This window comes from Rothia sp. HMSC071C12 (assembly GCF_001813895.1).
In the GTDB taxonomy this organism is placed as follows: domain Bacteria; phylum Actinomycetota; class Actinomycetes; order Actinomycetales; family Micrococcaceae; genus Rothia; species Rothia mucilaginosa.
Window position 1 is genome coordinate 160,707 of record NZ_KV814374.1, and the last position, 24,581, is coordinate 185,287.

The 24,581-nt window shown below is 60.4% G+C and carries 22 protein-coding genes and 4 tRNA genes; 12 read left to right on the plus strand and 14 right to left on the minus strand.

The window, feature by feature from the left end; translation table 11 throughout:
* Nucleotides 1-73: 73 nt before the first annotated feature.
* From rplA to HMPREF2942_RS05655, 5 genes are all read right to left on the minus strand, one after another.
* Nucleotides 74-769 (minus strand): 50S ribosomal protein L1, encoded by a 696-nt coding sequence (gene rplA / locus HMPREF2942_RS05635; RefSeq protein ID WP_005504876.1) that lies wholly within the window; start codon nucleotides 767-769, stop codon nucleotides 74-76.
* Between the two features lie 137 nt (nucleotides 770-906).
* A complete protein-coding gene (rplK, locus tag HMPREF2942_RS05640; RefSeq protein WP_005504870.1) occupies nucleotides 907-1,335 on the minus strand; it encodes a 50S ribosomal protein L11 in 429 nt (142 codons plus the stop codon).
* Nucleotides 1,336-1,601: 266 nt separating this feature from the next.
* On the minus strand, nucleotides 1,602-2,348 hold the full coding sequence (nusG, locus tag HMPREF2942_RS05645; RefSeq protein WP_049327539.1) for a transcription termination/antitermination protein NusG: 747 nt from the start codon (nucleotides 2,346-2,348) through the stop codon (nucleotides 1,602-1,604).
* Between the two features lie 104 nt (nucleotides 2,349-2,452).
* Nucleotides 2,453-2,731: a preprotein translocase subunit SecE gene (secE, locus tag HMPREF2942_RS05650; RefSeq protein ID WP_070688594.1), complete on the minus strand. Its 279-nt coding sequence runs from the start codon at nucleotides 2,729-2,731 to the stop codon at nucleotides 2,453-2,455.
* Between the two features lie 77 nt (nucleotides 2,732-2,808).
* Nucleotides 2,809-2,881: transfer RNA gene (locus HMPREF2942_RS05655), tRNA-Trp, on the minus strand.
* A 353-nt stretch (nucleotides 2,882-3,234) separates the two neighbouring features.
* Here HMPREF2942_RS05655 and HMPREF2942_RS05660 point away from each other — a divergent pair.
* Nucleotides 3,235-4,437, plus strand: coding sequence for a pyridoxal phosphate-dependent aminotransferase (locus HMPREF2942_RS05660; protein WP_049341095.1), 1,203 nt, complete (start codon nucleotides 3,235-3,237; stop codon nucleotides 4,435-4,437).
* Nucleotides 4,438-4,910: 473 nt separating this feature from the next.
* On the plus strand, nucleotides 4,911-5,942 hold the full coding sequence (locus HMPREF2942_RS05665) for a 6-phosphofructokinase (RefSeq protein ID WP_005504866.1): 1,032 nt from the start codon (nucleotides 4,911-4,913) through the stop codon (nucleotides 5,940-5,942).
* Between the two features lie 131 nt (nucleotides 5,943-6,073).
* Here HMPREF2942_RS05665 and HMPREF2942_RS05670 read toward each other — a convergent pair whose 3' ends face one another.
* Together HMPREF2942_RS05670 and HMPREF2942_RS05675 are read right to left on the minus strand one after the other, a co-directional pair.
* On the minus strand, nucleotides 6,074-7,309 hold the full coding sequence (locus HMPREF2942_RS05670) for a CAF17-like 4Fe-4S cluster assembly/insertion protein YgfZ (protein WP_070688595.1): 1,236 nt from the start codon (nucleotides 7,307-7,309) through the stop codon (nucleotides 6,074-6,076).
* Nucleotides 7,310-7,374: 65 nt separating this feature from the next.
* Nucleotides 7,375-8,064 (minus strand): nitrobindin family protein, encoded by a 690-nt coding sequence (locus HMPREF2942_RS05675; RefSeq protein WP_005508349.1) that lies wholly within the window; start codon nucleotides 8,062-8,064, stop codon nucleotides 7,375-7,377.
* A 647-nt stretch (nucleotides 8,065-8,711) separates the two neighbouring features.
* Here HMPREF2942_RS05675 and HMPREF2942_RS05680 point away from each other — a divergent pair.
* The 7 genes from HMPREF2942_RS05680 to asd all read left to right on the plus strand — a co-directional run bounded on the left by HMPREF2942_RS05680 (nucleotide 8,712) and on the right by asd (nucleotide 17,294).
* Nucleotides 8,712-9,389 (plus strand): winged helix-turn-helix transcriptional regulator, encoded by a 678-nt coding sequence (locus HMPREF2942_RS05680; protein ID WP_005508348.1) that lies wholly within the window; start codon nucleotides 8,712-8,714, stop codon nucleotides 9,387-9,389.
* 179 nt (nucleotides 9,390-9,568) lie between these two features.
* Entirely contained in the window at nucleotides 9,569-10,633 is a 1,065-nt protein-coding gene (mshD, locus tag HMPREF2942_RS05685) for a mycothiol synthase (RefSeq protein WP_070688596.1), read from the plus strand.
* A 66-nt stretch (nucleotides 10,634-10,699) separates the two neighbouring features.
* Nucleotides 10,700-12,973: an RNA degradosome polyphosphate kinase gene (locus HMPREF2942_RS05690; protein WP_083313467.1), complete on the plus strand. Its 2,274-nt coding sequence runs from the start codon at nucleotides 10,700-10,702 to the stop codon at nucleotides 12,971-12,973.
* 251 nt (nucleotides 12,974-13,224) lie between these two features.
* Nucleotides 13,225-14,232, plus strand: coding sequence for an NUDIX hydrolase (locus HMPREF2942_RS05695; protein WP_070688597.1), 1,008 nt, complete (start codon nucleotides 13,225-13,227; stop codon nucleotides 14,230-14,232).
* 153 nt (nucleotides 14,233-14,385) lie between these two features.
* Complete coding sequence (locus HMPREF2942_RS05700) at nucleotides 14,386-15,267, plus strand: thymidylate synthase (RefSeq protein WP_070688598.1); 882 nt, start codon at nucleotides 14,386-14,388, stop codon at nucleotides 15,265-15,267.
* Between the two features lie 24 nt (nucleotides 15,268-15,291).
* Entirely contained in the window at nucleotides 15,292-15,942 is a 651-nt protein-coding gene (locus tag HMPREF2942_RS05705; protein ID WP_070688599.1) for a dihydrofolate reductase, read from the plus strand.
* A 212-nt stretch (nucleotides 15,943-16,154) separates the two neighbouring features.
* A complete protein-coding gene (gene asd / locus HMPREF2942_RS05710) occupies nucleotides 16,155-17,294 on the plus strand; it encodes an aspartate-semialdehyde dehydrogenase (RefSeq protein ID WP_070688600.1) in 1,140 nt (379 codons plus the stop codon).
* Nucleotides 17,295-17,385: 91 nt separating this feature from the next.
* On the opposite strand, the gene HMPREF2942_RS05715 is transcribed toward asd, so the two are convergent.
* The gene (locus tag HMPREF2942_RS05715) at nucleotides 17,386-17,775 is read right to left on the minus strand and encodes a PGPGW domain-containing protein (protein ID WP_070688601.1); all 390 of its coding nucleotides are present in this window, start codon (nucleotides 17,773-17,775) and stop codon (nucleotides 17,386-17,388) included.
* Between the two features lie 215 nt (nucleotides 17,776-17,990).
* On the opposite strand from HMPREF2942_RS05715, the gene HMPREF2942_RS05720 reads away from it, so the two are divergent.
* Nucleotides 17,991-19,418, plus strand: a complete 1,428-nt coding sequence (locus HMPREF2942_RS05720) for an MFS transporter (protein ID WP_070688602.1) — start codon at nucleotides 17,991-17,993, stop codon at nucleotides 19,416-19,418.
* A gap of 132 nt (nucleotides 19,419-19,550) precedes the next feature.
* Nucleotides 19,551-20,522 carry a histidine kinase gene (locus HMPREF2942_RS05725; protein WP_070688603.1) on the plus strand — a complete coding sequence of 324 codons (972 nt, stop codon included), beginning with the start codon at nucleotides 19,551-19,553 and terminating at the stop codon, nucleotides 20,520-20,522.
* 117 nt (nucleotides 20,523-20,639) lie between these two features.
* Here HMPREF2942_RS05725 and HMPREF2942_RS05730 read toward each other — a convergent pair whose 3' ends face one another.
* The 3 genes from HMPREF2942_RS05730 to HMPREF2942_RS05740 form a co-directional block, all read right to left on the minus strand.
* Complete coding sequence (locus tag HMPREF2942_RS05730; RefSeq protein WP_070677556.1) at nucleotides 20,640-21,746, minus strand: UDP-N-acetylmuramate dehydrogenase; 1,107 nt, start codon at nucleotides 21,744-21,746, stop codon at nucleotides 20,640-20,642.
* 236 nt (nucleotides 21,747-21,982) lie between these two features.
* Nucleotides 21,983-22,444 carry a MaoC family dehydratase gene (locus HMPREF2942_RS05735; RefSeq protein WP_070688604.1) on the minus strand — a complete coding sequence of 154 codons (462 nt, stop codon included), beginning with the start codon at nucleotides 22,442-22,444 and terminating at the stop codon, nucleotides 21,983-21,985.
* Nucleotides 22,444-22,896: a MaoC family dehydratase N-terminal domain-containing protein gene (locus HMPREF2942_RS05740; protein ID WP_005504824.1), complete on the minus strand. Its 453-nt coding sequence runs from the start codon at nucleotides 22,894-22,896 to the stop codon at nucleotides 22,444-22,446. The genes HMPREF2942_RS05735 and HMPREF2942_RS05740 overlap by 1 nt, the downstream gene beginning before the upstream one ends.
* A gap of 194 nt (nucleotides 22,897-23,090) precedes the next feature.
* Between HMPREF2942_RS05740 and HMPREF2942_RS05745 the strand changes: the two genes are divergently transcribed.
* Nucleotides 23,091-24,092, plus strand: a complete 1,002-nt coding sequence (locus tag HMPREF2942_RS05745) for an LLM class flavin-dependent oxidoreductase (RefSeq protein ID WP_005504823.1) — start codon at nucleotides 23,091-23,093, stop codon at nucleotides 24,090-24,092.
* Between the two features lie 183 nt (nucleotides 24,093-24,275).
* On the opposite strand, the gene HMPREF2942_RS05750 is transcribed toward HMPREF2942_RS05745, so the two are convergent.
* The 3 genes from HMPREF2942_RS05750 to HMPREF2942_RS05760 form a co-directional block, all read right to left on the minus strand.
* Nucleotides 24,276-24,347, minus strand: a tRNA-Thr gene (locus tag HMPREF2942_RS05750).
* Between the two features lies 1 nt (nucleotide 24,348).
* Nucleotides 24,349-24,422 (minus strand) — tRNA-Met (locus HMPREF2942_RS05755).
* 38 nt (nucleotides 24,423-24,460) lie between these two features.
* Nucleotides 24,461-24,532 (minus strand) — tRNA-Thr (locus HMPREF2942_RS05760).
* Between the last annotated feature and the right edge of the window lie 49 nt (nucleotides 24,533-24,581).

Sequence of the window (24,581 nt, forward strand, 5' to 3'; positions counted from 1 at the left end):
AAAAAAATCGCCCCCGACGCCTAAACGTCGGGGGCGACTACTAGCTAAATGCTAGAAGCTACAGGTGCATACCTTAGGCAGCAACGGCAGCCGGATCAACGGGGATGCCGGGGCCGAAGGTGGTAGCAACGGTTGCCTTGGAGATGTAACGACCCTTAGCCGAAGAGGGCTTCAGACGGTTAACCTCTTCCAGAGCTGCCTGGAAGTTCTCCTCGAGCTGCTCAGCGGTGAAGGAAGCCTTACCGATGATGAAGTGCAGGTTGGAGTTACGGTCAACGCGGAAGTCGATCTTACCGCCCTTGATGTCTGCAACAGCCTTTGCAACATCCATGGTCACGGTACCGGTCTTGGGGTTCGGCATCAGGTTACGGGGACCCAGGATCTTACCCAGGCGGCCGACCTTGCCCATCATGTCGGGGGTTGCAACCGCTGCGTCGAAGTCAGTCCAGCCGCCAGCGATCTTTGCGATCAGCTCGTCGGAACCAACGTAGTCAGCGCCAGCTGCCTCAGCCTCAGCAGCCTTGGGGCCTGCTGCGATAACGACCACGCGAGCGGTCTTACCGGTGCCGTGGGGCAGGTTCACGGTACCGCGAACCATCTGGTCTGCCTTACGGGGGTCAACGGACAGACGCATTGCAACCTCAACGGTTGCGTCGGTCTTGGTGGAAGAGGTTTCCTTCGCCAGGGCAACTGCCTCAGCGGGGGTGTAGAGCTTACCCTCTTCAATCTTGGCTACAGCTGCCTTGTACGCCTTGCTGCGCTTTGCCATCTGCTTTTCTCCTTATGCAGTTGTGGTCTCGTGAGCCGCGCTCGGCTCTGCCACATCCCGTCCATACGACGGGCATTTACAAGTTCTGTGTAGAAAAATCTACGGTGCCGATTACTCGGCTATTCGGCGAACCGAAATTACTCGACGGTGATACCCATGGAACGAGCGGTACCTGCGATGATCTTGGAAGCAGCATCCAGGTCGTTTGCGTTCAGGTCGGGCATCTTGGTCTCAGCAATCTCGCGCACCTGAGCCTCGGTCAGCGAACCAACCTTGGTGGTGTGAGGAACAGCGGAGCCCTTAGCAACGCCAGCAGCCTTCTTGATCAGCTGGGAAGCCGGAGGGGTCTTGGTGATGAAGGTGAAGGAGCGATCCTCGTAGACGGTAATCTCAACGGGGATGATGTTACCGCGCTGCGACTCAGTTGCAGCGTTGTATGCCTTGCAGAACTCCATGATGTTCACACCGTGCGAGCCCAGTGCGGGGCCGACGGGGGGAGCCGGGTTAGCGGCGCCTGCCTGGATCTGCAGCTTAATGAGGCCAGTGACCTTCTTCTTGGGAGCCAATGTAGGGTCCTTTTCTTAGCTGGGAACCGACGCACAGGAGCGTACGCCGGCAAGACGGTGACCGTGGCGCGGTCACCCGTGCATCCACATGAAAGCGTGACATGCGCATACACAAACCAACATTCTAGCGTTAATCAGCGACTTAATCCAGCGCCAGCTAGCAGAAAGAGTAAACCTCACCTGCGCAGCCGCCACCGGCTATACAGCCGCTACAAAATATGAGCCCCACACCGAAGTGCGAGGCTCATATTCACACGCTAAAAGCGTTAAATCTTTTCGATCTCGGTGAAGCTCAAGGTCACCGGGGTATCGCGGCCGAAGACGGAAATCATCACGACAATCTGCTGGGACTCGCCCTTGATCTCCGAAACGGTAGCGTCCATGCCCTCGAAAGCACCGGACTTCACGCGGACATTCTCGCCCACAGTGTAGTCGGACTCGATAACGGGCTTGGAAACAGGCAGACCCTGGCTCTGCTGCTGCTCTTCGAAGACCGGCAGGAGCATGTCGAAGACCTCGTCCATGCGCAGCGGGACCGGGTTGTACGCATCCTGACCCACGAAGCCAGTCACACCGGGGGTGTGGCGGACAACGCCCCACGAGTGGTCGGTCAGTTCCATACGAACCAGAACGTAACCGGGAACACGCACGCGGCGGATGGTCTTCTTCACGGTGTTCTTGAACTCAACCACGGTCTCCATGGGAACCTGAACCTCGAAGATCTCATCTTCAGCTTCCAGGTTCTGGATACGGGTCTCGATACCGGTCTTCACCTTGTTCTCGTAGCCGGAGTAGGTGTGAACCACATACCAGTCGCCCATCTGACGGCGCAGCTTGGACTTGAATTCTTCCAGAGCGTCGACTTCCTCAGCAGCCTCAGCAGCTGCTTCAGCCACCTCGACAGCCTCGGTAGCTTCCTCAGCCTGCTGCTCAATAGCTGCAGACTCCTCAGTAGCCTCAGCAACGGCTACCTCGACCTCTTCAATCTCGGATACCAGTTCCTGCTCGGACACGTCGCTCCTACTTTCTATCGTTAATCATCTAGAGAGGACTTCCACTCGCCAATGCGCTGAGGGAAATCACTGATGGGGCACCCCAAATAAGGATGCAGCCTGTACTAGTTACGCTGAATGGTTCCGTTACCGAAAATCCAGAATGCTCCCTGGCCGAAAAGATAATCCAGACCAGAAATAAGAAGGAGCATCACCACGACGAAGAACAGAACTCCGAAGAAGTAACCAACCAGTTCACGTCCGGTGGGAGTAGTAACCTTCTTCAACTCCGCAAAAACTTCACGGAGGAATGCAAAAATACGGCCGAAGAAACCGAGCTTCTTATCGTTCTTCGACGATGCGCCGGGCTTAACAACCTTCTCGGCGGTAGCAGACGATGCCATTTCTTCTGCCCCTTTCTGAGTCTAAAAAAGTACGCCCGGGGTGCGGGCGTACAAATTATTTATTGAGGCAATAAAAGCAGGGCGGACAGGACTCGAACCTGCAACCTGCGGTTTTGGAGACCGCTGCTCTACCAATTGAGCCACCACCCTTTGAAGCGTTAACTTCAGGTGTGAGAGTTGCTTCTCACTTGTCTACTCCTCCACTGCCTCCTAAGCCGTGGCTTTAGAGGGGCAAACAATTACACCCTTGCGGGTGCAGAACTAACTGTAAACCATCTTTCGGGGCTGATGCAACTTCAAAATGTAATATTTTTCGAAAAACCTCTTGAGATACCTTGACGAAGGGTTCCGTATCGCTACTAGTGGACCGTATCCTATTACAAGGAACGCCGCACACACCCGCGCCCATCACGCGCGGATTGGCCCCACACGTGCATTCCCATCACCTATTTCCTTGTCGACTTCACGCCGGCAGCGCACAAGAAGAAAGAGAAGAGAGCCCCATGGCGCGTATTTCAAGCCGCATCGGTGCCATCGCACCCTCCGCAACCCTTGCCGTCGACGCAAAGGCAAAAGCACTCAAGGCTCAGGGACGCCCCGTCATCGGTTTCGGCGCAGGCGAACCGGACTTCCCCACCCCCGCGCACATTGTGGACGCCGCACGCGAAGCGCTCAACGACCCCAAGAACTTCCGCTACTCCCCCGCCTCCGGTCTTCCCGAGCTGAAGAAGGCAATCGCGGAAAAGACCCTGCGCGACTCCGGCGTAGAGATTGACCCCTCCCAGGTTGTCATCACCAACGGCGGCAAGCAGGCGGTCTACCAGGCATTCGCAACCGTCATTGACGAAGGCGACGACGTCCTGCTGCCCGCACCCTACTGGACCACCTACCCCGAGTGCATTCGCCTGGCTGGCGGTAACCCTATCGAGGTTTTCGCCGGTAGCGACCAGCACTACAAGGTCACCGTCGAGCAGCTCGAAGCGGCCTACACCCCCGCCACCAAGGCGCTCATCTTCGTCTCCCCCTCCAACCCGACCGGTGCCGTCTACACCGAAGAAGAAACCCGCGCCATCGGCGAATGGGCACTTGCCAAGGGCATCTTCGTTCTGACCGACGAAATCTACGAGCACCTCACCTATGACGGTGTTCAGGCAGTCTCTATCCTGAAGGCAGTACCCGAGCTCGCTGACCTGTGCGTCATCCTCAACGGCGTGGCAAAGACCTACGCCATGACCGGCTGGCGCGTGGGCTGGATGATTGGCCCGCGCGACGTCATCGCCGCAGCCTCCAACCTGCAGTCCCACATGACCTCCAACGTCAACAACATCGCCCAGCGCGCAGCCCTCGCCGCGCTGACCGGCCCGCAGGACGACGTGGAAATCATGCACGCAGCCTTCGACCGCCGCCGCCGCACCATCGTAGATGGCCTGAACGCTATTGAAGGCGTGCACTGCCCCGTACCCACCGGCGCGTTCTACGCCTACCCGGACGTACGCGAACTGCTCGGCAAGGAAATTGAAGGCGTACGCCCGCAGACCACCGCAGAGCTGGCTGAGCTCATCCTCGAAAAGGCTGAGGTCGCCGTAGTTCCCGGCGAGGCATTCGGTCCCAGCGGCTACCTGCGCCTCTCCTACGCCCTGAGCGACGAGGACCTGGCGGAGGGCCTGGCACGCCTGCAGAAGTTCCTCGGTCAGGCACGCGACTAGTTCCGCCCCCTCTGAGCGCGCCTGCTGAACCTGCAACTCACCCCGTGGGAAGCGGTTCAGACGTGGGATAAACCGGTGCGAAACGATCAATCACAGGACTATTGACCGTTTTTTGTCCTAAAAACGGAGAATCCCACAAATATTTAAAAATATTTTTAAAACGAATGAGGCTTCCCGCATCTTTACAGATGTGAGGAAGCCTCATTCGCCTCTTCGGTGCCATAGGTGGGAAAGGGCGGCTATTTGTGTTTCAAACCCAAACATACAGGTTTCAAAAACCTGAACTTTTCAGCACCAAAACCGGCGTTCCCACGGCTTTCCACCACTACCCACACAACCCAAACATCGCTAAAATAGAGACCAAGAGAACGACCTCCCGACCGGCGAACATTCGCGTGCCGAATTCGTGGAGGTCATAGTTATATACACGCGCGCGCACAACACCTAAAACGCGCAGACATTAGGAGCCAACTATGAAGATCGGTCTGCTTACTTCCGGCGGCGACTGCCCCGGCCTGAACGCTGTCATCCGCGGCGCTGTCCTCAACGGCGTCAAGAAGTACGGCTACGAGTTCGTCGGCTTCCGTGATGGCTGGCGCGGCGTCGTTGAAGGCGACTACATGGACCTGCCCCGTCAGAAGGTCCGCGGCCTGGCAGCCCAGGGCGGCACCATCATCGGTACCTCCCGCACCAACCCCTTCGACGGCCCCAACGGTGGCCCCGAAAACATCGAAATCATGATGGAACGCCACGGCATCGACGCAATCGTTGCTATCGGCGGTGAAGGCACCCTCGCAGGCGCAAAGCGCCTGGCAGACGCAGGCCTGCCCGTCATCGGTGTCCCCAAGACCATTGACAACGATCTGCGCGCAACCGACTACACCTTCGGCTTCGACACCGCAGTGTCCATCGCAACCGAGGCAATGGACCGCATCCGCACCACCGGTGAATCGCACCACCGCTGCATGGTTGCAGAGGTCATGGGCCGCCACGTCGGCTGGATCGCACTGCACTCCGGTATGGCAGCAGGCGCACACGCAATCCTGATTCCCGAGGTCAAGGTCTCCATGGAGCAGGTTGCTGAATGGGTCAAGGAAGTACACGACCGCGGCCGCTCTCCCCTGGTTGTTGTTGCTGAAGGCTTCATCCCCGAAGGCTTCGACGACGTCATGGCAAACAAGGGTACCGAAAAGGACGGTCGTCCCCGCCTCGGTGGCATCGGTGAGTACATCACCCACGAGATCGAGAAGATGACCGGCGTCGAAACCCGTAACACCATCCTGGGCCACATCCAGCGCGGTGGCGCACCCACCGGCTACGACCGCGTGCTCGCAACCCGCCTGGGCATGGGCGCAGTCGACATGGTCGCTCAGAAGCAGTGGGGCAAGATGGTCTCCGTGCAGGGCACCGAGATCAAGTACGTACCCCTCGAAGAGGCACTGGACGGCCTGAAGTCCGTACCTCAGGAACGCTGGGAAGAAGCAGCCGTCCTCTTCGGCCGCTAAACCCCACAGACTCAGCAAGCTCGCTGAGCACTCATACTAAAACCGCGGAGGCGGGCACCCGTAACGGGTGTCCGCCTCCGCGGTTCTAGTTGGGATGGGTTCTAGTTCAGGCGGTTTTGGGTCGGGAGCGTCTAGCGCTTGAGGAAGTCCTGACCCGCCAAAGAACGACGCGCCACCTCACCGGACTCCGGCGAAACCACCGTCGTCTGAGCCACCGCGTACTCGGTCGCCGGCGCCGGCGAACCATCGGGCAGGAAGTCGCCGCCATCAACCGCACGCAAAGGCACCTGCGGGTCAACGCCGCGCTTAATCACAGCCAGAGCGATCGGGCCCGCCTCGTGATGCAACGCCACAGAGGTAATACGACCGACCGGGCGGGACTTGCCCTCCACAAACAGCTCGCTACCTGCCGCGGGTAGGGTGTGCTCCGAACCGTCGATATCCAAGAACACCAGGCGGCGCGGCGGGCGGCCCAGGTTATGCACGCGGGCCACCGTCTCCTGGCCCTTGTAGCAGCCCTTATCAAAATGCACCGCCGTACGGGTGTAATCCAGCTCCTGGGGGATCGTCTTATCGTCCGCCTCGGTACCGTAGCGCGGGCGCCATGCCTCAATACGCAGAGCCTCCGCAGCCCACAGCCCCGCAAAACGCGCGTCCGAAGACTCAGCTAGGGCGGGCAGAACAGAGCGCGGCACAATGCTCAAGAAACGCACGTAGTCCGCACCCGGGTGAGCATCGCCCGCCTCATCGTAGCGGTAGCTACCCGGTGCCGGAGTGTGCCAAGGGTCCTCCCACACCAGCGGCTTACCCTCAGCGAGCGCAGGATGTACCGAACCGTCCTGCAGGATCGGGTTGCGGGCGCTCTCCAGTACCGCATACTCGTCACTGAGGTTCTGCACCTCAACGCGCATCATGAACTTCATGCGGTTTAGGTAATCGGTCAGCGGCTGAGCCTGGTAGCCCTCAACGATCAGCCAGAGCGCCTCGCCGTCTTCAATTGCGGAGGGTGCGTACTCCACGCGGCCCTGAGGGGAAAGCAGCAGGAACTCGCGGCTCTCCCCGGCGGTCATGCCGGTCAGAATCTGCGAGGCGATGGACGTCAGCCAGGTCTGGCGGTCCGGCCCCTCAACGCGCACCACGCCCAGGGAGGAGCGGTCCACCAGCACCAGCGGCTCGTCCGCACTGGCGGAGCGGTCGAAGCTGAGGGCGCGTTGCTCCAGCATGGGGTTGCCGTAGTGTGCGGCGACGCCGGCATCCAGCCCGGAGGCGGCAAAAGCGCCGTGCAGGCTCAGCAGGGGGCTCACCGGGCGGGCGGCATCGGGCTGGGGTGCCTCAGCCTGAGGCGCTTCAAGCGAAGATTCAGTCACGGAAGGTGCACCTTTCACGCAAAGAGTCTGCCCCGCCGACCGGCGGGGCAGACACAAGTTAGTTATTAGGCGGTGGGCTCGGAGCCGGGCTCACCGGTGGATTCTTCGCCATCCAAGGAACCGAACATCGAAGTGCCCAGGGAATCACCGGTCATCGAGGAGGTCTTGCGCAGTTCAGCGGAGGCGTGCTTGTGCAGCTTACCCTCGGCGTCTGCGACCTCCCAGTCCCACATGAGGTTGCCGTTGACCAGGCCCCACAGGCGCACGGAGCCGGCGTAGTCGTGGGAAATATCATCGCGTAGCAGGTTGCCGGTCTGCATGCGAATGACCGGGCCCTTGACCATGCCCACGTAGTTTTCGCTAATACCGCCGGGGTGCGCAATGGTCGCCAGCAGAGAGAATCCGTCGTCGGCATTGCGGAGAGTCTCTACGCTTGCCGCGTCAGCGAAGGCGGGAACAACGTCCTTGGGGACAATACCGAAGCCGCCGTCAGCGTCGGTCAGGGGGCGGTCGATCTGCCAGAAACCGGTTTCAACGGTGATGGGGCGCAGCTTCTGACCCTCGTCATCGAGCAGGAAAGACTCAGCGCGGTATTCGATGAAGGGCAGACCATCCTGCTCAAAAGTAATAATCTGGCCGAAGGGGGTGTTTTCCTGGCCTTCGTACCACATGGTTCCGGTGCCTTCCCAGGTGCCGAGCAGCCATGCGAAGGGAACAAGTTCAGGGGTTAGGTTGGTAGGGATTTCAATAGCCATACCTTCCATTTTAGTACCCGTGCGTACAACGGTAGCCTGTTCGTTCGCTCACGGCACGGGGTAGCGCCGCCGTCTGCAGAGTAAACGGTACGGCAGGCAGCATAAAGAAAACCCCCAACCGGAGGGGACCGGGTGGGGGTTCACGCCGTCATTGGCGAGGCGGTACGAACCGTACGACCGCCTAAAGCCCTGTGTGGGCGATGCTTCTGCTCTGTGCGGGAAGACTACTTCTGGCCGCTGAAGAGGCCACGCAACACTGCGAATGCACCGATACCGATGCACACGGAGATGATAGCCATCAGCGACATGAAGAGAGCTTCAAGAGCCATAAGATTGTTTTCCATGCCTTAAACCTACCACAGACCCGCCCCGAAAGGGCGCAGAATCAGCGGCAGAAACATAGTGGACAGCACGATTCTCAACAGGCATACGCCCTGCCCGGCACCAGCAAAATATTAGCCCCGCAGAATCCGGGTAGGTGCCCCATCATGACCAGCTGAGAAGCCTGTACGAACAGTCCGGAATACGATATTCGGCCCGGTCTACACCGGCGCCCACAGCCGCGTCACAGCCTGGCGAGTACACTAGAAAGAGCCCAAAAGTTTTACACGGGAAATACACGAAAAATACGCGGGAAAGGAGAGGGTGTGTACCGTATTGCGCTCATGAGCGATACCGCCGCGCAGGATATGATCCCCTCGCTGAGCCTGCTCAGCCACAAGGTACACGTCTTCCCCCTCGACACTGCCCACACCACCCTCGAATCTGAGACCTTCGACCTGCTCATGGTTGACGCCCGCACCGCACTCGTCAAAGCACGCCAATGCGCCCAGCTATTGCGCGCCGCCGGCGTACAGTTGCCGCTCATCGCACTCCTGAATGAAGGCGGTATGGCGGCGGTTGCTGCCTCCTGGCAGGTTGACGATATTGTTTCTGACCAGGCGTCCCCCTCCGAAATGGATGCGCGCCTGCGCCTCGCCATCAAGAGCGACGCAGCCGCAGAAGAAGAGAACTCCGAAGAGCGCATCGTGCGCGCGGGTAACCTCGTCATTGACACCCAGGCGTACTCGGCGCACCTCTCCGGCACCGCTCTGAATCTGACCTTCAAAGAGTTTGAACTGCTCAAGTTCATGGCTCAGCACCCCGGACGCGTCTTCTCCCGAGCCCAGCTGCTCTCCGAGGTGTGGGGTTACGACTCCTACTACGGCGGCACCCGCACCGTGGACGTGCACGTGCGTCGTCTGCGTTCCAAGCTCGGCACCGAATACGAGCAGATGATTTCGACCGTGCGTAACGTGGGCTATTCCTTCAACAGCACCCGCTAAATTTTGGGGCTCCAACCCCTGTTTTGGTGTACCCGTTATAAAGTAGCCTCTCCGCTGAGCCGAGTACCAGAATGTGTAAATGTTCCGGTTCTTGTCATATTCGCCCAGGACGAAGAACAAACTCTTCAAAGAGCAACTATCCCCGGTAGAGTTGAATCAGAAGGCTACGAAAGAAGGCGATGATGGTACACAGTCAGACACCCAATCCCTCCACCCTGCCCGCTGAAAGCTCCCTTGTCTACGCGGAACCGCATCTCACCGAAGAGCTGCTGGAACGATTCGATTCCTTTGCGCAGAAGGTTGCCCGCCATGACGGCGTCTCGGCGTTCTCTGAGCAGACCCGCGTTGAGTTGAGCAAGGCATTGCGCGAAAGCACCCTCACCCCTCCGCGTTTCTTTGTTGCCGAGGACGACGGCACCCTCGCCGCCGTCTTCGTGGCGCTCACCCCGGCAGACGACGAAGATACCGGCGTAATTGAGGCAGCCGTCGCCCCCGAATACCGCGGACGAGGCGCCGGTAGCGCATTCTTCGACCACGCCGTTCGCCAGCTGGGTGAAGACGCCGTACGATACCGACTCTGGGTTCACGGCAGCGCCACCGACACCGGCATTGAAAGCCCCGCCCACGCGTTCGCTACCCTGCACGGCTTCGAGCCGGTGCGCGTGCTGTACAAGATGGTTCTGCCCCTGGACGCGCAGACCCGCGAAGAGCTCGTGGAACGCTCTGACGCGCGCACTCTGCCGGAGAACCTGCGGATGCGCACCTTCACCGGCGCGGACGAGTTCCCCTGGCTGCGCGTGAATGCCGCAGCGTTTGCGCACCACCCGGAGCAGGGCAAGCTCACCCTTGCCGATTTGCGCGAGCGCACCGGCTCCCCCTGGTTCCGTCCCGAGGGTTTCTTCATCGCCTCCGAGGTGGATGATGACTCCGCCATTGCGGCATTCACCTGGACGAAGATTCCGACCGGTCAGGAGCAGGGCGAGCTGTCCCCCTCCGGCGAGATCTATGTGGTGGGTGTGAACCCGCAGGCTCAGGGAGGCGGCCTGGGCCGAACCCTCACCCTGCGCGCGCTGGCATACCTGGCATGCGCTGAGGACGAGAACGGCGAGCCGCTGCGCGCCATCGACCTGTACGTGGATGCCGATAACACCACCGCATATTCCCTCTACACTTCGTTGGGTTTCGGCGTGGCGACGGTTGACCGCATGTACGCCCCCGCCCAGCAGGACGTGCCTGCCGCCTAGCTTTTGGTGCGCCGTCTCTGGCGTGCTTCTTCACGACTTATCCCCGATTAGAAAGGCAAGTACAGTATGGTACCCGCCCCCAATGGCCTGAATAAGGCGCCTAAGCCTAAGCCGTCTGAGCCGGCACCCATGACCGGTGTCATTCATATCGGCCACGATATTTCGAAGATTGAGCGTGCCGAGTCTCGCGGCGACCGCATTGAGAAGGGCGAGAAGCGCTCCTACTTCAGTCTGGAAGAGGAGTTCGGCCCGGAGCGTTTCTTCGACCGTGAGAGCAGCTGGCTGGACTTCAACACCCGCGTGCTGGAGCTGGCGGAGGACCCGAACCTGTTCCTGCTGGAGCGTCTGAACTTCCTGTCGATTGTGGCGTCTAACCTGGATGAGTTCTTCATGGTGCGTGTGGCGGGTCTGAAGCGCCGCATTGCGACCGGTCTGGCGGTGCCTTCGGCGGCAGGTCTGAGCCCCGAGGAGCAGATGGAAGAGATTGCTGAACGCGCTCACCAGCTGCAGACTCGCCACGCTGATGTGTTCCACAACCAGGTTCTTCCGGCTCTGGAGGAGCAGAACATCCGTATCGTGGGTTGGAACGACCTGGATGCGGACGCTAAGCAGCGCCTGCGCCAGGAGTTCATGCAGGATATCTTCCCGATTCTGACCCCTCTGGCTGTTGACCCGGCGCACCCCTTCCCGTACATTTCGGGTCTGTCGCTGAACCTTGCGGTGCTGGTGCGTAACCCGCAGACCGGCAAGGAACTGTTCGCTCGTGTGAAGGTGCCCGATCAGCTGGACCGTATGGTCTCTGTGGATGGTTCCCGCGCCGCCAACACTGCGGGCCGCGAGAGCCGCTACATTGCTCTGGAAGACATCATTGCTGAGCACTTGGACACCCTCTTCCCGGGTATGGAGGTTGTGGAGCACCACGTCTTCCGCGTGACCCGTAACGAGGATCTTGAGGTGGAAGAGGACGACGCAGAGAACCTGCTAAAGGCCCTGGAGAAGGAGCTTCTGCGCCGTCGTTTCGGCCCTCCGGTCCGTCTGGAGGTGGAGGACACCATCAACCCGACCATCCTGGATCTGCTGATTTCTGAGCTGAACATCAACGAGTCTGAGGTGTACCGTCTGCCGGCCCCGCTGGATTTGCGCGGTATGAGTGCGATTATTCGTGCGAACCGTCCGGCGCTGCACTACCCCAAGCACATTGCGCACACTTCCCGTTGGCTCAACGCCACCGAGACCGCGAAGGCTGCGGATGTGTTCGCTGCCGCCCGCGACCACGACGTGCTACTGCACCACCCGTACGATTCGTTTGCGACCAGTGTGCAGGCGTTCTTGGCGCAGGCTGCCGCCGACCCGCGTGTTCAGGCGATTAAGCAGACCCTGTACCGTACCAGTGGTGACTCCCCCATCGTGGATGCGCTGATTGAGGCAGCTGAGGCAGGCAAGCAGGTTGTGGCACTGGTCGAGATCAAGGCTCGCTTTGATGAGGAAGCCAACATCTCGTGGGCTCGTAAGCTGGAGCGCGCTGGCGTTCACGTGGTGTACGGCATCGTGGGTCTGAAGACTCACTGCAAGCTGTCGTTGGTGGTGCGCCGCGAGGGTAACCACCTGCGCCGTTACGCACATATTGGTACCGGTAACTACCACCCGTCGACCGCTCGTTTCTACGAGGATTTGGGCATCATCACCTGCGATGAGCAGATTTGTGAGGATGTCTCCCGCCTGTTCAACCAGCTGTCCGGTTACGCGCCGAAGACCAACTACCAGTCGCTGCTGGTGGCGCCGCGTACTCTGCGTAGCGGCCTGATTGAGTGCATCGATCAGGAGATTGAGAACCACAAGGCGGGCCGTCCGGCGAAGATTCAGATCAAGTGCAACTCCATGGTGGATGAGGCCGTCATCGATTCGCTGTACCGCGCTTCGCAGGCTGGTGTGCCGGTGGATGTGGTGGTTCGCGGTATTTGCGCTCTGCGCCCGGGCGTTAAGGGTCTGAGCGAGAATATTCGCGTTCGTTCGGTGTTGGGCCGCTTCTTGGAGCATTCGCGTGTGTTTGCATTTGAGAATGGTGGCGATCCGATTGTCTACATTGGCTCTGCCGATATGATGCACCGCAACCTGGATCGCCGTATTGAGGCGCTGGTGCCGGTGAAGGATCCGCGCCATGTGAAGTACCTGCGTGATATGTTCACCATCTACATGAGTGATTCTTCGCGTACCTGGCACCTGGATTCTGAGGGTAAGTGGACCCGCCACGACACCGACGATCAGGGTAACCCGCTGCAGGATGTGCAGTCGTACTACCTGAGCTCGCGTTCCCGTAAGAACGTGGTCGATAAGGTCTAAGGACTTGCCCCTGATTTGCCAGTGTTTTCTGGTTGTGAGCCCCGTCTGTTCTCGCGCTTTATGGCGTGGGGCAGGCGGGGTTTTCCGCGTGTCGTGCAAAAACGTGCGGTGGACTAGTGCACTTAGAGTAAAAGTGAACAACAGGTTACGTTGAGATTACAACTTGACCGCTCTCTCACCTACAATTAGACGCGGAGCATGGTGCCCTCTGGCATTGTGCGCAAGCCTAGCGAAGAGGTTCAGAGAGAGATATGGCACCGCTGGATTCCCCCTCCATCTACTACTCGGCACGACGTTTTGACGCGGTCAACAGCATTGACCGAGCCCCCGCGAACACTGCGGATATTGTTGCTTCTGGCGCACTGATTTGGCGTATGCGCGACGGTGCGCTTGAGGTCCTCATCATTCACCGCCCCCGCTACGATGACTGGTCCTGGCCTAAGGGCAAGCAGGATCCGGGCGAGTCCCTGGCTGAGACCGCTATCCGTGAGATTCGCGAAGAGGTCAGTCTGCAGGTTGTTCTGGGTGTGCCCCTGGCGGTGACTTCCTATCCGGTGGGTGGCCGTCCGAAGGATGTTTTCTACTGGTCTGCTGAGCTTCCCGAGGGCGCCCGTGCCCTGGCGGATGAGGGTGAAGTGGATGAGCTGCGCTGGGTATCCACCGAGGTTGCTCGCGCCCTGCTGACCAACGAGGACGACCTGGCACCCCTGGAGTCCCTGGAGGCTCTGGCTGAGGCGGATGCGTTGCGTACCCGCCCGATTTTGATTGCCCGCCACGCGAAGGCTAAGCCGCGTTCGAACTGGGCTGCCGCTGAGGATGACCGCCCGCTTGCGGCTACCGGCAAGCGTCAGGCGTTGGCTTCTAGCCGTCTCTTTGCGGCGTGGGCTCCGAGCCGTATTATTTCTTCCCCGTGGCTGCGTTGCGTTCAGACTGTGACCCCGTATTCGGTGGATTACGGTGTGTCTGTGAAGGAGAAGAAGTCCCTGTCGGAGGCTGGCGCTCAGCGTCACCCGGCACGTACTGCCCGCACCGTGGCGTCACTGTTCGATAAGGATTCTTCGTCCCTGCTGTGCACTCACCGCCCGGTGCTGCCCCAGGTGATGGATGTTCTGCGCGAGTACCTGTTGGAGGGCTCCGCGGAGGTTCTTCCGACTGAGGACCCGTACCTGGAGCCTGGCGATGCCCTGGTTCTGCAGGTGACCGAGGGCGATAACCCGCGTATTGTCTCGGTGGAGCGAGTACGCGCGGCTCTGGACTAGCATCCATATACTTTGATCTTCTAACAGCGAGCGCGCTGGGCTTTATGCTCAGCGCGTTTGCTCTACCTGCGCCCATTCGTGGGTTTTACAATAGAGGGGCGGTTGATTTGTGACCGTCTCTCACGTCTACTAACAGGATTCAAGGTTTTTCTTATGACTCACGCAATCCCCACCCCTTACGAAGATCTTCTGCGCGAAATCCTCGAGGAGAACAAGGACGCCATCGCGGCGGATGCACAGCGTTCCGACCGTACCGGCACCGGCACCTTCGGCGTGTTTGGGCGTCAGATGCGTTTTGACCTGCGTGAGTCGTTCCCGCTGATTACCACCAAGCGCGTGCACTTCAAGTCTGTTGCCATTGAGCTGCTGTGGTTCTTGCGCGGTTCCTCGAATGTACGCTGGTTGCAGGAGCGCGGCGTGACCATTTGGGATGAGTGGGCTGATGAGAACGGCGATTTGGGCCCGGTCTACGGCGTGCAGTGGCGTTCATGGCCGACCCCCGACGGTGGCACGATTGACCAGATTGCTAAGGTTATCGATTCGTTGAAGAATAACCCGAGCTCTCGCCGCCATATTGTTTCGGCATGGAACCCTGCCGAGGTGGACAACATGGCGCTTCCGCCCTGCCACGCGCTGTTCCAGTTCTACGTGCACGAACGCGCCGACGGTGTGAAGGAGCTGTCCTGCCAGCTGTACCAGCGTAGTGCCGATATGTTCCTGGGCGTGCCCTTCAACATCGCCTCGTATGCATTGCTGACCTACCTGATTGCCGAAGAGGTCGGTATGGTACCGGGCGAGTTCATCTGGACCGGCGGCGACTGCCACATCTACTCGAACCACCTGGAGCAGGTGAAGAAGCAGCTGGGCTACGGCACCGACCCGGAGGGTAACCCCTACCCGCCGCGCGAACCGTACCCGTACCCGAAGCTCGTTATTAAAACCAAGAAGCCTTCTATTTTCGACTACGAGTACGAAGACTTTGAGCTGGTGGATTACAAGCACCACCCTGGTATTGCCGCCCCGATTGCGGTCTAACTGCAGGTAGTTCTAGGAGGCATGATGTATCGTCTGGGCGCTATTTGGGCTCAAACCGATGCCGGCATCATTGGTCGTGACGGGGATATGCCCTGGTACGCTCCGGAGGATTTGGCGCACTTCAAGAAGGTGACGCTGGGTGCTCCGGTGATTATGGGTCGCCGCACGTGGGAGTCCTTTCCGCCGCGTTTCCGCCCCCTGCCGGGTCGTACGAATATTGTGATTAGCCGTTCTGTCTCTGAGGCTGAAGAGCGCGACGGAGCCCTGTGGGTTCCTTCACTGGATGCGGCGCTGTACGCGGCTCGTGACGCCGCGGGCGCGCCGGTTGAGGATACCCCCGCAGATGCTGCAGCAGTTGATGCCTGGATTATTGGCGGAGGCTCCGTGTACGCGGAGGCGCTCTCCCGCACCGACCTGCCCGCCTTCGGTCGGGTGGAGACGGTGGAGCGGACCCTCTTCTACTGCCAGGAGGGCAACGAGATTACCGGCGATACGCGAGCGCCCGAGCTGCAGCTTGCAGATTCTCAGGGTAACTGCGCGGCTGGCTCCCCGAACGGGTGCTGGCGGACGGTTTCCGAGAGCGCCTGGGAGAAGAGCGAGAAGGGCTACCTGCTCGATGAGTCGGGCACGAAGAACCCCATGTACTTCTCGTTCCAGCGGCTGGAACGTATCTAGCTCAAGCTTCCCGCGTTCACTCGCTAATATGGACGTACATTTCGAGCCTGCGGCTACTCCACCCGGAGTACCGCAGGCTTGAGCGCTTTAACGCCTCCGCGGTGCATAACCGGTACCGAGACCAGCACCTCCGCAGAATATCCCGTTCCGAATATCAAATTTTTTGTACGGTGTTAGTCCGCACCCGCCAGCCTGAGAGTACACTGGGAACCATGAACTTTAATCCCGGTGACTCTGTAGGTTTTGTTGGCTGGCGCGGCATGGTGGGCTCCGTCCTCATGAAGCGCATGGTTGAGGAAGGCGACTTCGAGGGCATTACCCCCGTCTTCTTCACCACTTCTAATGTTGGTGGCGCGGCGCCCACCTTCGACGGCGTAATTGAGCCGTCCGAGCTGAAGGACGCATACGACATTGACGAGCTGCGTAAGCACTCGATTATTGTGACCGCTCAGGGCGGTGGCTACACCGAGGCTGTGCACCCGAAGCTGCGTGCAGCTGGCTGGGACGGCCTGTGGATTGACGCCGCTTCCACCCTGCGTATGAACGATGACTCCATCATCGTGCTGGACCCCATTAACCGCGATGTTATCGACCGCGGCCTGGCATCCGGCGTGAAGGACTTCGTTGGCGGTAACTGCACCGTCTCCTGCCTGCTGATGGGCCTGGGCGGCCTCTTCAAGAACGACCTGGTCGAGTGGGCAACCTCCATGACCTACCAGGCTGCTTCCGGCGGCGGCGCACGCCACATGCGTGAGGTGCTCGCACAGTTCCGCGACCTGGGCAACGAGGTCTCCGAGGAGCTGAGCGACCCCGCATCCGCAATCCTGGATATTGACCGCAAGGTCCTGGCTAAGCAGCGTTCCGGCGAGCTGGATTCCTCCCAGTTCGGTGTGCCGCTCTCCGGCTCCCTGATTCCCTGGATTGACTCCGACCTGGGTAACGGCCAGTCCCGCGAAGAGTGGAAGGCTGAGGTCGAGACCAACAAGATTCTGGGCCGCCCCGAAGACGACAAGATCACCATGGACGGCCTGTGCGTCCGTATCGCTGCAATGCGCTCGCACTCTCAGGCGCTGACCATCAAGCTCAAGAAGGACCTGCCGCTGGAGGAGATCGAGCGCATCATCGCCGAGGATAACCCCTGGGTTCGCTTCGTGCCGAACGAGCGTGAGGCGTCCATGGAGCAGCTGACCCCCGTGGCTGCTTCCGGTTCTCTGGAGATTCCGGTCGGCCGCGTACGTAAGCTCGCTATGGGCCCCGAGTACATTAGCGCGTTCACCGTGGGTGACCAGCTGCTGTGGGGTGCTGCTGAGCCGATTCGCCGTATGCTGCAGATTGCTATTGGCAAGCTCTAAAGCTCACTGACAAGCCTATATAAAAGCCCTCGCTACCATCCTTATCGGATGGGAGCGAGGGCTTCTGTGTCTAGGTATAGCTTATGCGGGCTTAGCGATGGTTCTCGGCGGCGGCTTTGCGTTCTGCCTTGCGTGCGGCTTTGCGCTCTTTGCGCTGCTGTCGCCAGGCACAGTAGCGGTACCAGGCGGTGAGCACCACGTGCTTCATGAAAATATTGGCGCGGCGTGCCCAGGTGAATTCGGTGCCCCAGATGCCCAGGCCGATGAAGATGAACAGCCAGCCGGGGCCGGGGGTGACGAGCATAATCAGTCCGGCAATAAAGCAGAAGGCGCCCACACCGATGACGAGGGGCTTGTAGAGATGACGCATGACCGGATGCGCGTGCATGCGCTCCTTGCGGGCTTCGAGCCAGCGGTGAAAGCGGCTGGTCTCGCTTTCCTTGACTTCATCTTCAATGGTTTTCAGGGGTGGTCCTTCCAAACGTGCCGTAGGTGAGTTTCACCGGGCGGCGGTGGTTAGAGAATAGCACCCGCCGCTGGGTGGGTGCTGTGAAAGATTTCTTCATGTTGAGATTTTTTCGTCATTTCAAAGTTTTTTCGTTTCAATAGTGTTCAAGTCGAAAGTACCTTTATACACTGTAATGGAACAATTCACCCGGCACTTGTGCCTAAACACTAAGGAAGCGACCCACTACCGTGTCCTCCTCACGTCCCGCATCGACGGACTCACACCGCACCAACGCCGCTGCGCCCGCCAGCACCACTGCACCCACCGCGGAACGCACGGCACCTCCCACGCTCAATGAGCGCCTCGAAAACCTCCCCTTCACCCGCGCCCACGGCAAGCTCCTGGGCATCTCGGGTCTCGGCTGGGCGCTGGACGCCATGGACGTTGGCCTCATCTCCTTCGTCATGGCGGCACTCATCAAGGAATGGCAGCTCAGCCCCACCGAAGCCTCCTGGCTCGGATCCATCGGATTCGCCGGCATGGCGCTCGGTGCAACCTTCGGCGGCCTACTCGCCGATAAGCTCGGCCGCCGCTACATCTTCGCCCTCACCCTGCTGATTTACGGTCTGGCGACCGGCGCATCCGCCCTGGCAACCTCCCTGGGTGTGCTGCTCGTCTTCCGTTTCCTGGTTGGTCTGGGTCTGGGCGCGGAACTTCCCGTGGCGTCCACCCTGATTTCTGAGTTCTCGCCGCGTGCTATTCGCGGGCGCGTCGTGGTCGCCCTGGAGGCTTTCTGGGCTCTGGGCTGGATCCTCGCCGCGCTCATCGGTACCTTCGTCGTTCCGCAGGCTAATGGCTGGCGTTGGGCGCTTGCCATCGGTCTGATCCCCGCCATCTACTCGCTCGTAATCCGTATGGGAACCCCCGAGTCGGTGCGCTTCCTGGAGTCGGTCGGCAAGCACGATCAGGCACGACAGGTGGTCGAACGTTTCGAGGCCTCCCCCGCGCTCTTCTCCCGAACCGGTAAGAAGCAGACCGAAGACGCTTCCGCACACGGTGCCGCAGAAAGTGCCGACAACGCAGAATCCGCGAAGATTCACTCCATCTGGGCTGCCGGTCAGCGCCGCAAGACCATCGCCCTGTGCGTCATCTGGTTCTGCATCAACCTCTCCTACTACGGCGCATTCATCTGGATTCCGGCGCTGCTGAACGCCCAGGGCTTCAGCCTCGTGAAGTCCTTCGCGTTCACGCTCATCATGACCCTCGCCCAGCTGCCCGGCTACGCGGTCGCCGCCTACCTCATCGAAAAGTGGGGCCGACGCGCAACCCTGGCGACCTTCCTGCTCGGCTCCGCCCTCGCAGCGGCTGGCTACGGCATGGCGCACTCCGAGGTATTCATTATCCTCGCCGGTTGCATGCTCTCCTTCTTCAACCTCGGCGCGTGGGGTGCCCTCTACGCCCTGAGCCCGGAAATCTTCCCGACCCACCTGCGCGGAACCGGCACCGGTGCCGCCGCCGGCATTGGTCGTATCGCCTCCATCGCGGCGCCGCTCATTGTGCCGCCGCTGATCGCATTCGGTGGAACCCCGCTGCTCTTTACGCTCTTCTCCACCGCGTTCCTGGTAGCGGCAACCACCGTGTTCCTGTTGCCTGAACGCCGCGGCGAATCCCTCTAACGAGCCGCCTAGCCTACATGATGGGCTGTCCCTCCTGAACGCTTTTTCCGAGCAACCAGAAGGGACAGCTCATTTGTCATTTAAGCCCCCTATCCATGCGCCACAACCTCAAACTATGAGAGGATACGTTCTATGCTCGATTCCTTCCTCTCCAGCCCCTACCGCACAGAGTTCAGCCCCTGGCCCGTGAGCGAACACTACGCCACCGAACGTGCCGGCGGCGTGCCCGAAGCCATGCTACTGCCGGGCGAACTCACCGTGCACCGTGGCGACGGGGCAAAAATGAGCTACTACCTGGACTGGCCCGAGGAATTCAACGAATACACCCGCGCAATCACCCTGCGCCCGCGCACCAAAAATGGCTACCCACAGGACTTTACGCTCAGCGTCGCCGTACGCGACGGTCAGGCTGTCTTCACCGCAACCGCCCTCAGCTTCTGGGAGCAGCGCGACGGCCGCCCCTACGACCGCGAGCCCATCGCCCGCGGCTACGTGGACGTCGCAGCCTACGAATCCTGCGAGGAATACGCAGGCAATTCCGCCACGCCCGCCCTCATCGGCTGGGATATCGCAGACCTCTACCCTGCACGCATGGCGCTCATCCGTGCCCTCTGCGAAGGAATCGCCAGCAGCATCACAATGGGCACCCAAATCCTCGCGGACGGGCAGGTACAGGTCGACCACAAGGACGGGGATCTGCTCGCCCTACACGTAAACGCGATTAGCACCGTAGGCGGCATGGTCCGCGCCCTCATCATCGAACAGGACCGCGTACCCAGCGGCGTATCCACCGGCACCACTACTGGCGCCTCCGAGCGTGTCGACCTGCAGACGCGCGCCTACTACGCCAACGTGCTCTCCCCCGTTCCCGGCGAGTTCGGCAACCTTGTCTGGTCACACAGCGAGGACGCGGAATACTACCCCTACCGACCCACGCGCCATAAGCCGATTTTCCACGCCCCCAGCCCGCCGCAGAAGCTTCCCCTGGCGGTCCAGGTGTTGATGGAGCACCTGCCCGCCGCTCCCCTTGCGGCAACGCGCACAGCGCCCAAGCGCAGGCCTTACCTGCCGGGGCAGGTGCGCATCTTTTCCCCTCGCCACTAGCTCAGTGAGTCAATACAACGCTTCGGGCGGCCTCTGATACAGAGACCGCCCGAAGCGTTTATTCTGAAGCGTTTATTCTATGCGTCCTAGCGCTACGAGAAGCGAGAAGTTGAGCGTTTAGATTTCGCCGTTAACCACGACAGGCTCAGGAACCAGAGTCACACCAAAACGTTCACGCACGCCGTCGCGCACAGCGCGGGCGATAGCGAAGATGTCCTCAGCGGATGCGCCGCCGCGGTTCGTAATCGCCAGGGTGTGCTTGGTCGACAGGCTCGCACGGCCCTGAGCAATCTCGCGAGACTCACCCTCCAGACCGAAGCCCTTCTCGAAACCGGCGTGCTGAATCAGCCAAGCAGCCGAAAGCTTCACGTGATCGGGGTCCTCGACACCCGCGGTGAACGGGGAAGTCTTCACGACCACCGGGAAGTTCGGGGCGCCCTCCGGCAGGGAATCCAGGGTCGAGCGCGGAACGATCGGGTTGGTAAAGAAAGAACCGGTGGAGAAGGTGTCACGGTCCTCGGGGTTGAGCACCATGCCCTTGGAGCCGCGCAGCTCCAGCACCTTTTCGCGCACCAGGGCGGATTCGGCGCGCTGACCGGGCTCAACGCCCAGGCTCCTCGCCAACTCGGCGTAACGAATCGGGGAGGACAGGCTACCGAGGGTGAACTGGAAATCAACGGTCAGCACCACGTAACGGGGCGAGCCGTTGACGGTTGCGCGCTTGAGCACCGAGTCGCGGTAGCCGAAGCGCAGGTCTGCGCTCGCGAAGGTCTTCCGAGTGTTCTTTTCGCGGTCCCAGGTGCGTACGGAGGCGATGAACTCGCCCACCTCAACGCCGTATGCGCCGACGTTCTGCACGGGGGTTGCACCCACGGTGCCGGGAATGCCGGAGAGAGCCGCGGGGCCAACCCATTCGTTCTCGATGCTGAGCTTCACGAAGTCGTCCCAGATAGTGCCCGCCTGCACGCGCACGTTCGCGCCGCCGCATGCGGGGATGGGCAGAACCTCTACGCCTTCGGAGGCGATGTGCACGACGGTTCCGCTGAAGCCTTCGTCGGAAACCAGCAGGTTGGAGCCGCCGCCCACGATGAGGACGGGTTCGCCTGCGGCGTCTGCAGCGGAGACTGCTTCGATAATTTCTGCTTCGGAGGTGGCGCGGACGTAGGTCTTAGCGGGGCCGCCTACCTGGGCGGTGGTCAGTTCGCTCAACAGCTTTTCAGTCATAGGTTAAGAATACCGGTCGTTGTGCGGGGTCAACACCCGCCACGCGTTAAAGTCATGAAAACCTTATGGTGATTTTGCCTTCATTTTCCGGCGCGCCTTTCTCAGAAAAACGCAACTACCCCGCCGGTAAGCACACAAAAGCGGTGAGCGCGCGAAAGCCCCGGAACCACCGCATCGGGTAGCGCCGGGGCCTTCACATAGTTGCTTTCACACGGCTATCTGCAAGCACAGAAACTCTATACCGAGAGACGAACCACAGCCTGGCTCTTCATCAGAACCTTCTGCTCCTTGCCTTCCTCATCACGAGCGGTGACGGTCAGGTCAATGCGGGCGGTGCGCTCCTCCTCATTCAGGGCACCCACCTTACCGCTGATGGTCAGGGCGTTCGTGGGGGTATCGGGGTTTTCGCCGCCGGGTGCATCCGCCACGGGAACGGGCTTGGTGAATCGAGTCTGGTAGTCCACGATCGCGCCGGGGTCGCCCACCCAGTCGCTCACGAGCTGCACGGCGGTACCCATGGTCAGCATGCCGTGAGCAATCACGCCGGACAGGCCCACCGACTGGGCAAAACGCTCGTTCCAGTGAATCGGGTTGAAGTCACCGGATGCGCCAGCGTAACGCACCAGCGAAGCGCGGGAGAGCTCCACGGTACGCGAACCGATGTCCTGGCCCTTTTCAAGCTCTTCAAAACGCACCATTAGTTTTCCTCCTCAGCACGAACCAGCAGGGAAGAAATGCAGGTGGTGACCGGCTCGCCCTGCGCGTCAACGATTTCTTCACGGGTAGTCAGCATTGCGCCGGCACCCATAACGCGCACGGAGTCCACGTGAACTTCGGTGCGCAGCTCATCACCGGCAACGATGGGGCGGTGGTGGGTGAAGCGCTGGTCGGCGTGCACCACGCGGGAGAAATCAATACCGGCGGAATCGTCGTTGATGAGTGCCGCGTCAGCTGCCTGCGCCAGGATAATGGCGAAGGTCGGCGGGGCAATCACATCTGCGTACCCTGCCGCGCGGGCTGCCTCAACGTCGTGGTGGAGGGGGTTTTCTGCGTGAACTGCTCGGGCAAATTCGCGGATCTTTTCGCGACCGACAACGTAGGTGTTCTCGGACGGGTAGACCCTGCCCACAATCTCAGGGTTAATGCTCATGATTTCAGTCTACCGTTCTTGTGCACAGTGTTCAGCTCAAACGTACAGAGTGGACAGACCACTGTACAGGTAACCGGCGTGCAGGCGTGCAGTATTTCGTCGCATTTTTACCTGCTAGCGAAGGCCCCTACCCATCCAGCCCAAGCAGGCGTAGGCTGGACGGGTACCCGCAATCTATTTCAGAAGGAAAAGTTATGTCTTCCAACGTAAAAATTTCGGTGCTTGACCTGATGCCGCACCGCCCCGACCAGAGCCAGCACCAGACCATGCTCAACACCATCGATGCCGCCCGCGCGGCTGAGTCCTACGGCTACGAGCGTTTCTGGGTCGCCGAGCACCACAATGCCGGCTCCCTGCTGTCCTCGGCGACCGTCGTGGTCATGGCGGAGATCGCTGCCGCAACCGAGCGTATTCGCGTGGGTTCGGGCGGCATTATGCTCCCCAACCACGCACCCTACGTGGTGGCGGAGCAGTTCGGTACCCTCAACGCATTCCACCCCGGCCGTATTGACCTGGGTGTGGGCCGTGCGCCCGGCACCGACCCGATGACCGCCGCCGCTCTGCGCCGCGACGATTCTGCCGCCATGAGCTTCCCCGCCGAGGTGCAGCAGCTGCAGCGCTTCCTGGGCGAGCCCTCCCCCATGCACCGCGTGCACGCCATTCCCGGCCAGGGCTCGAAGGTGCCCCTGTACATTCTGGGTTCTTCCCTGTTCGGTGCGCAGCTTGCCGCACAGCTGGGTCTGCCCTACGCGTTCGCTTCGCATTTTGCGCCCGCAATGCTGCAGGAGGCGGTAGACACCTACCGCGCAAACTTCAAGCCCTCCGAGCACCTGGAACAGCCCTACGTCATGGTGGGTGCAACCGCAATGCTCGCCGATACCGACGAGCGAGCACGCTACCTGTACACGACCCAGCAGCAGCATTTCCTGGGCGTGGTGCGCGGCAATCTGTCTTTCGCACCTCCCGTGGAAGATATGGACGCCGTCTGGACCGACGCGGAGAAGATGCACATTGAACGCATGACCGCCGAAGCAATCGTAGGCTCCCCCGCCACCGCACAGGCTCGTATTGAGGACCTGGTGGCGCGCACGGGCGCTGACGAGCTCATCGTCATGACCGAGGCGTGGGAGCACGAGGACCGTCTGCGCTCCTACGAGCTGCTGTCCCAGCTGCCGGTGGTGCGCCGCGCCTCCTAACGCTTCGATCAGAGCATAAAGATGAAGCCCCCGAGTATTTTTCTCGGGGGCTTTGCTATGCCCGGCATCGGGCCGCGGGGCTGAGTACCTATTGAGCACATGCAGACCGGGCTTCAGGCAAAGAAAATAGGCAGACAAAATGGCAAACAAAAAAGCCTGCCTCCGAAGAGACAGGCTTATCTGAGCCCCGACCGGGAATCGATCCCGGGACCTCCATCTTACCAAGATGGCGCTCTACCACTGAGCTATCGGGGCGTAGCGGTGGACGGGCTCGATCCGTCGACCTCACGATTATGAGTCGTGCGCTCTAACCAGCTGAGCTACACCGCCACATCATTAATACGTGCTCTCGCATGAATTAATGAGAGAGCCCCGACCGGGAATCGATCCCGGGACCTCCATCTTACCAAGATGGCGCTCTACCACTGAGCTATCGGGGCAACAGGTAAAACTATACAGGTCTTCAAGAATGCTCGCAAGCGGAGAAGC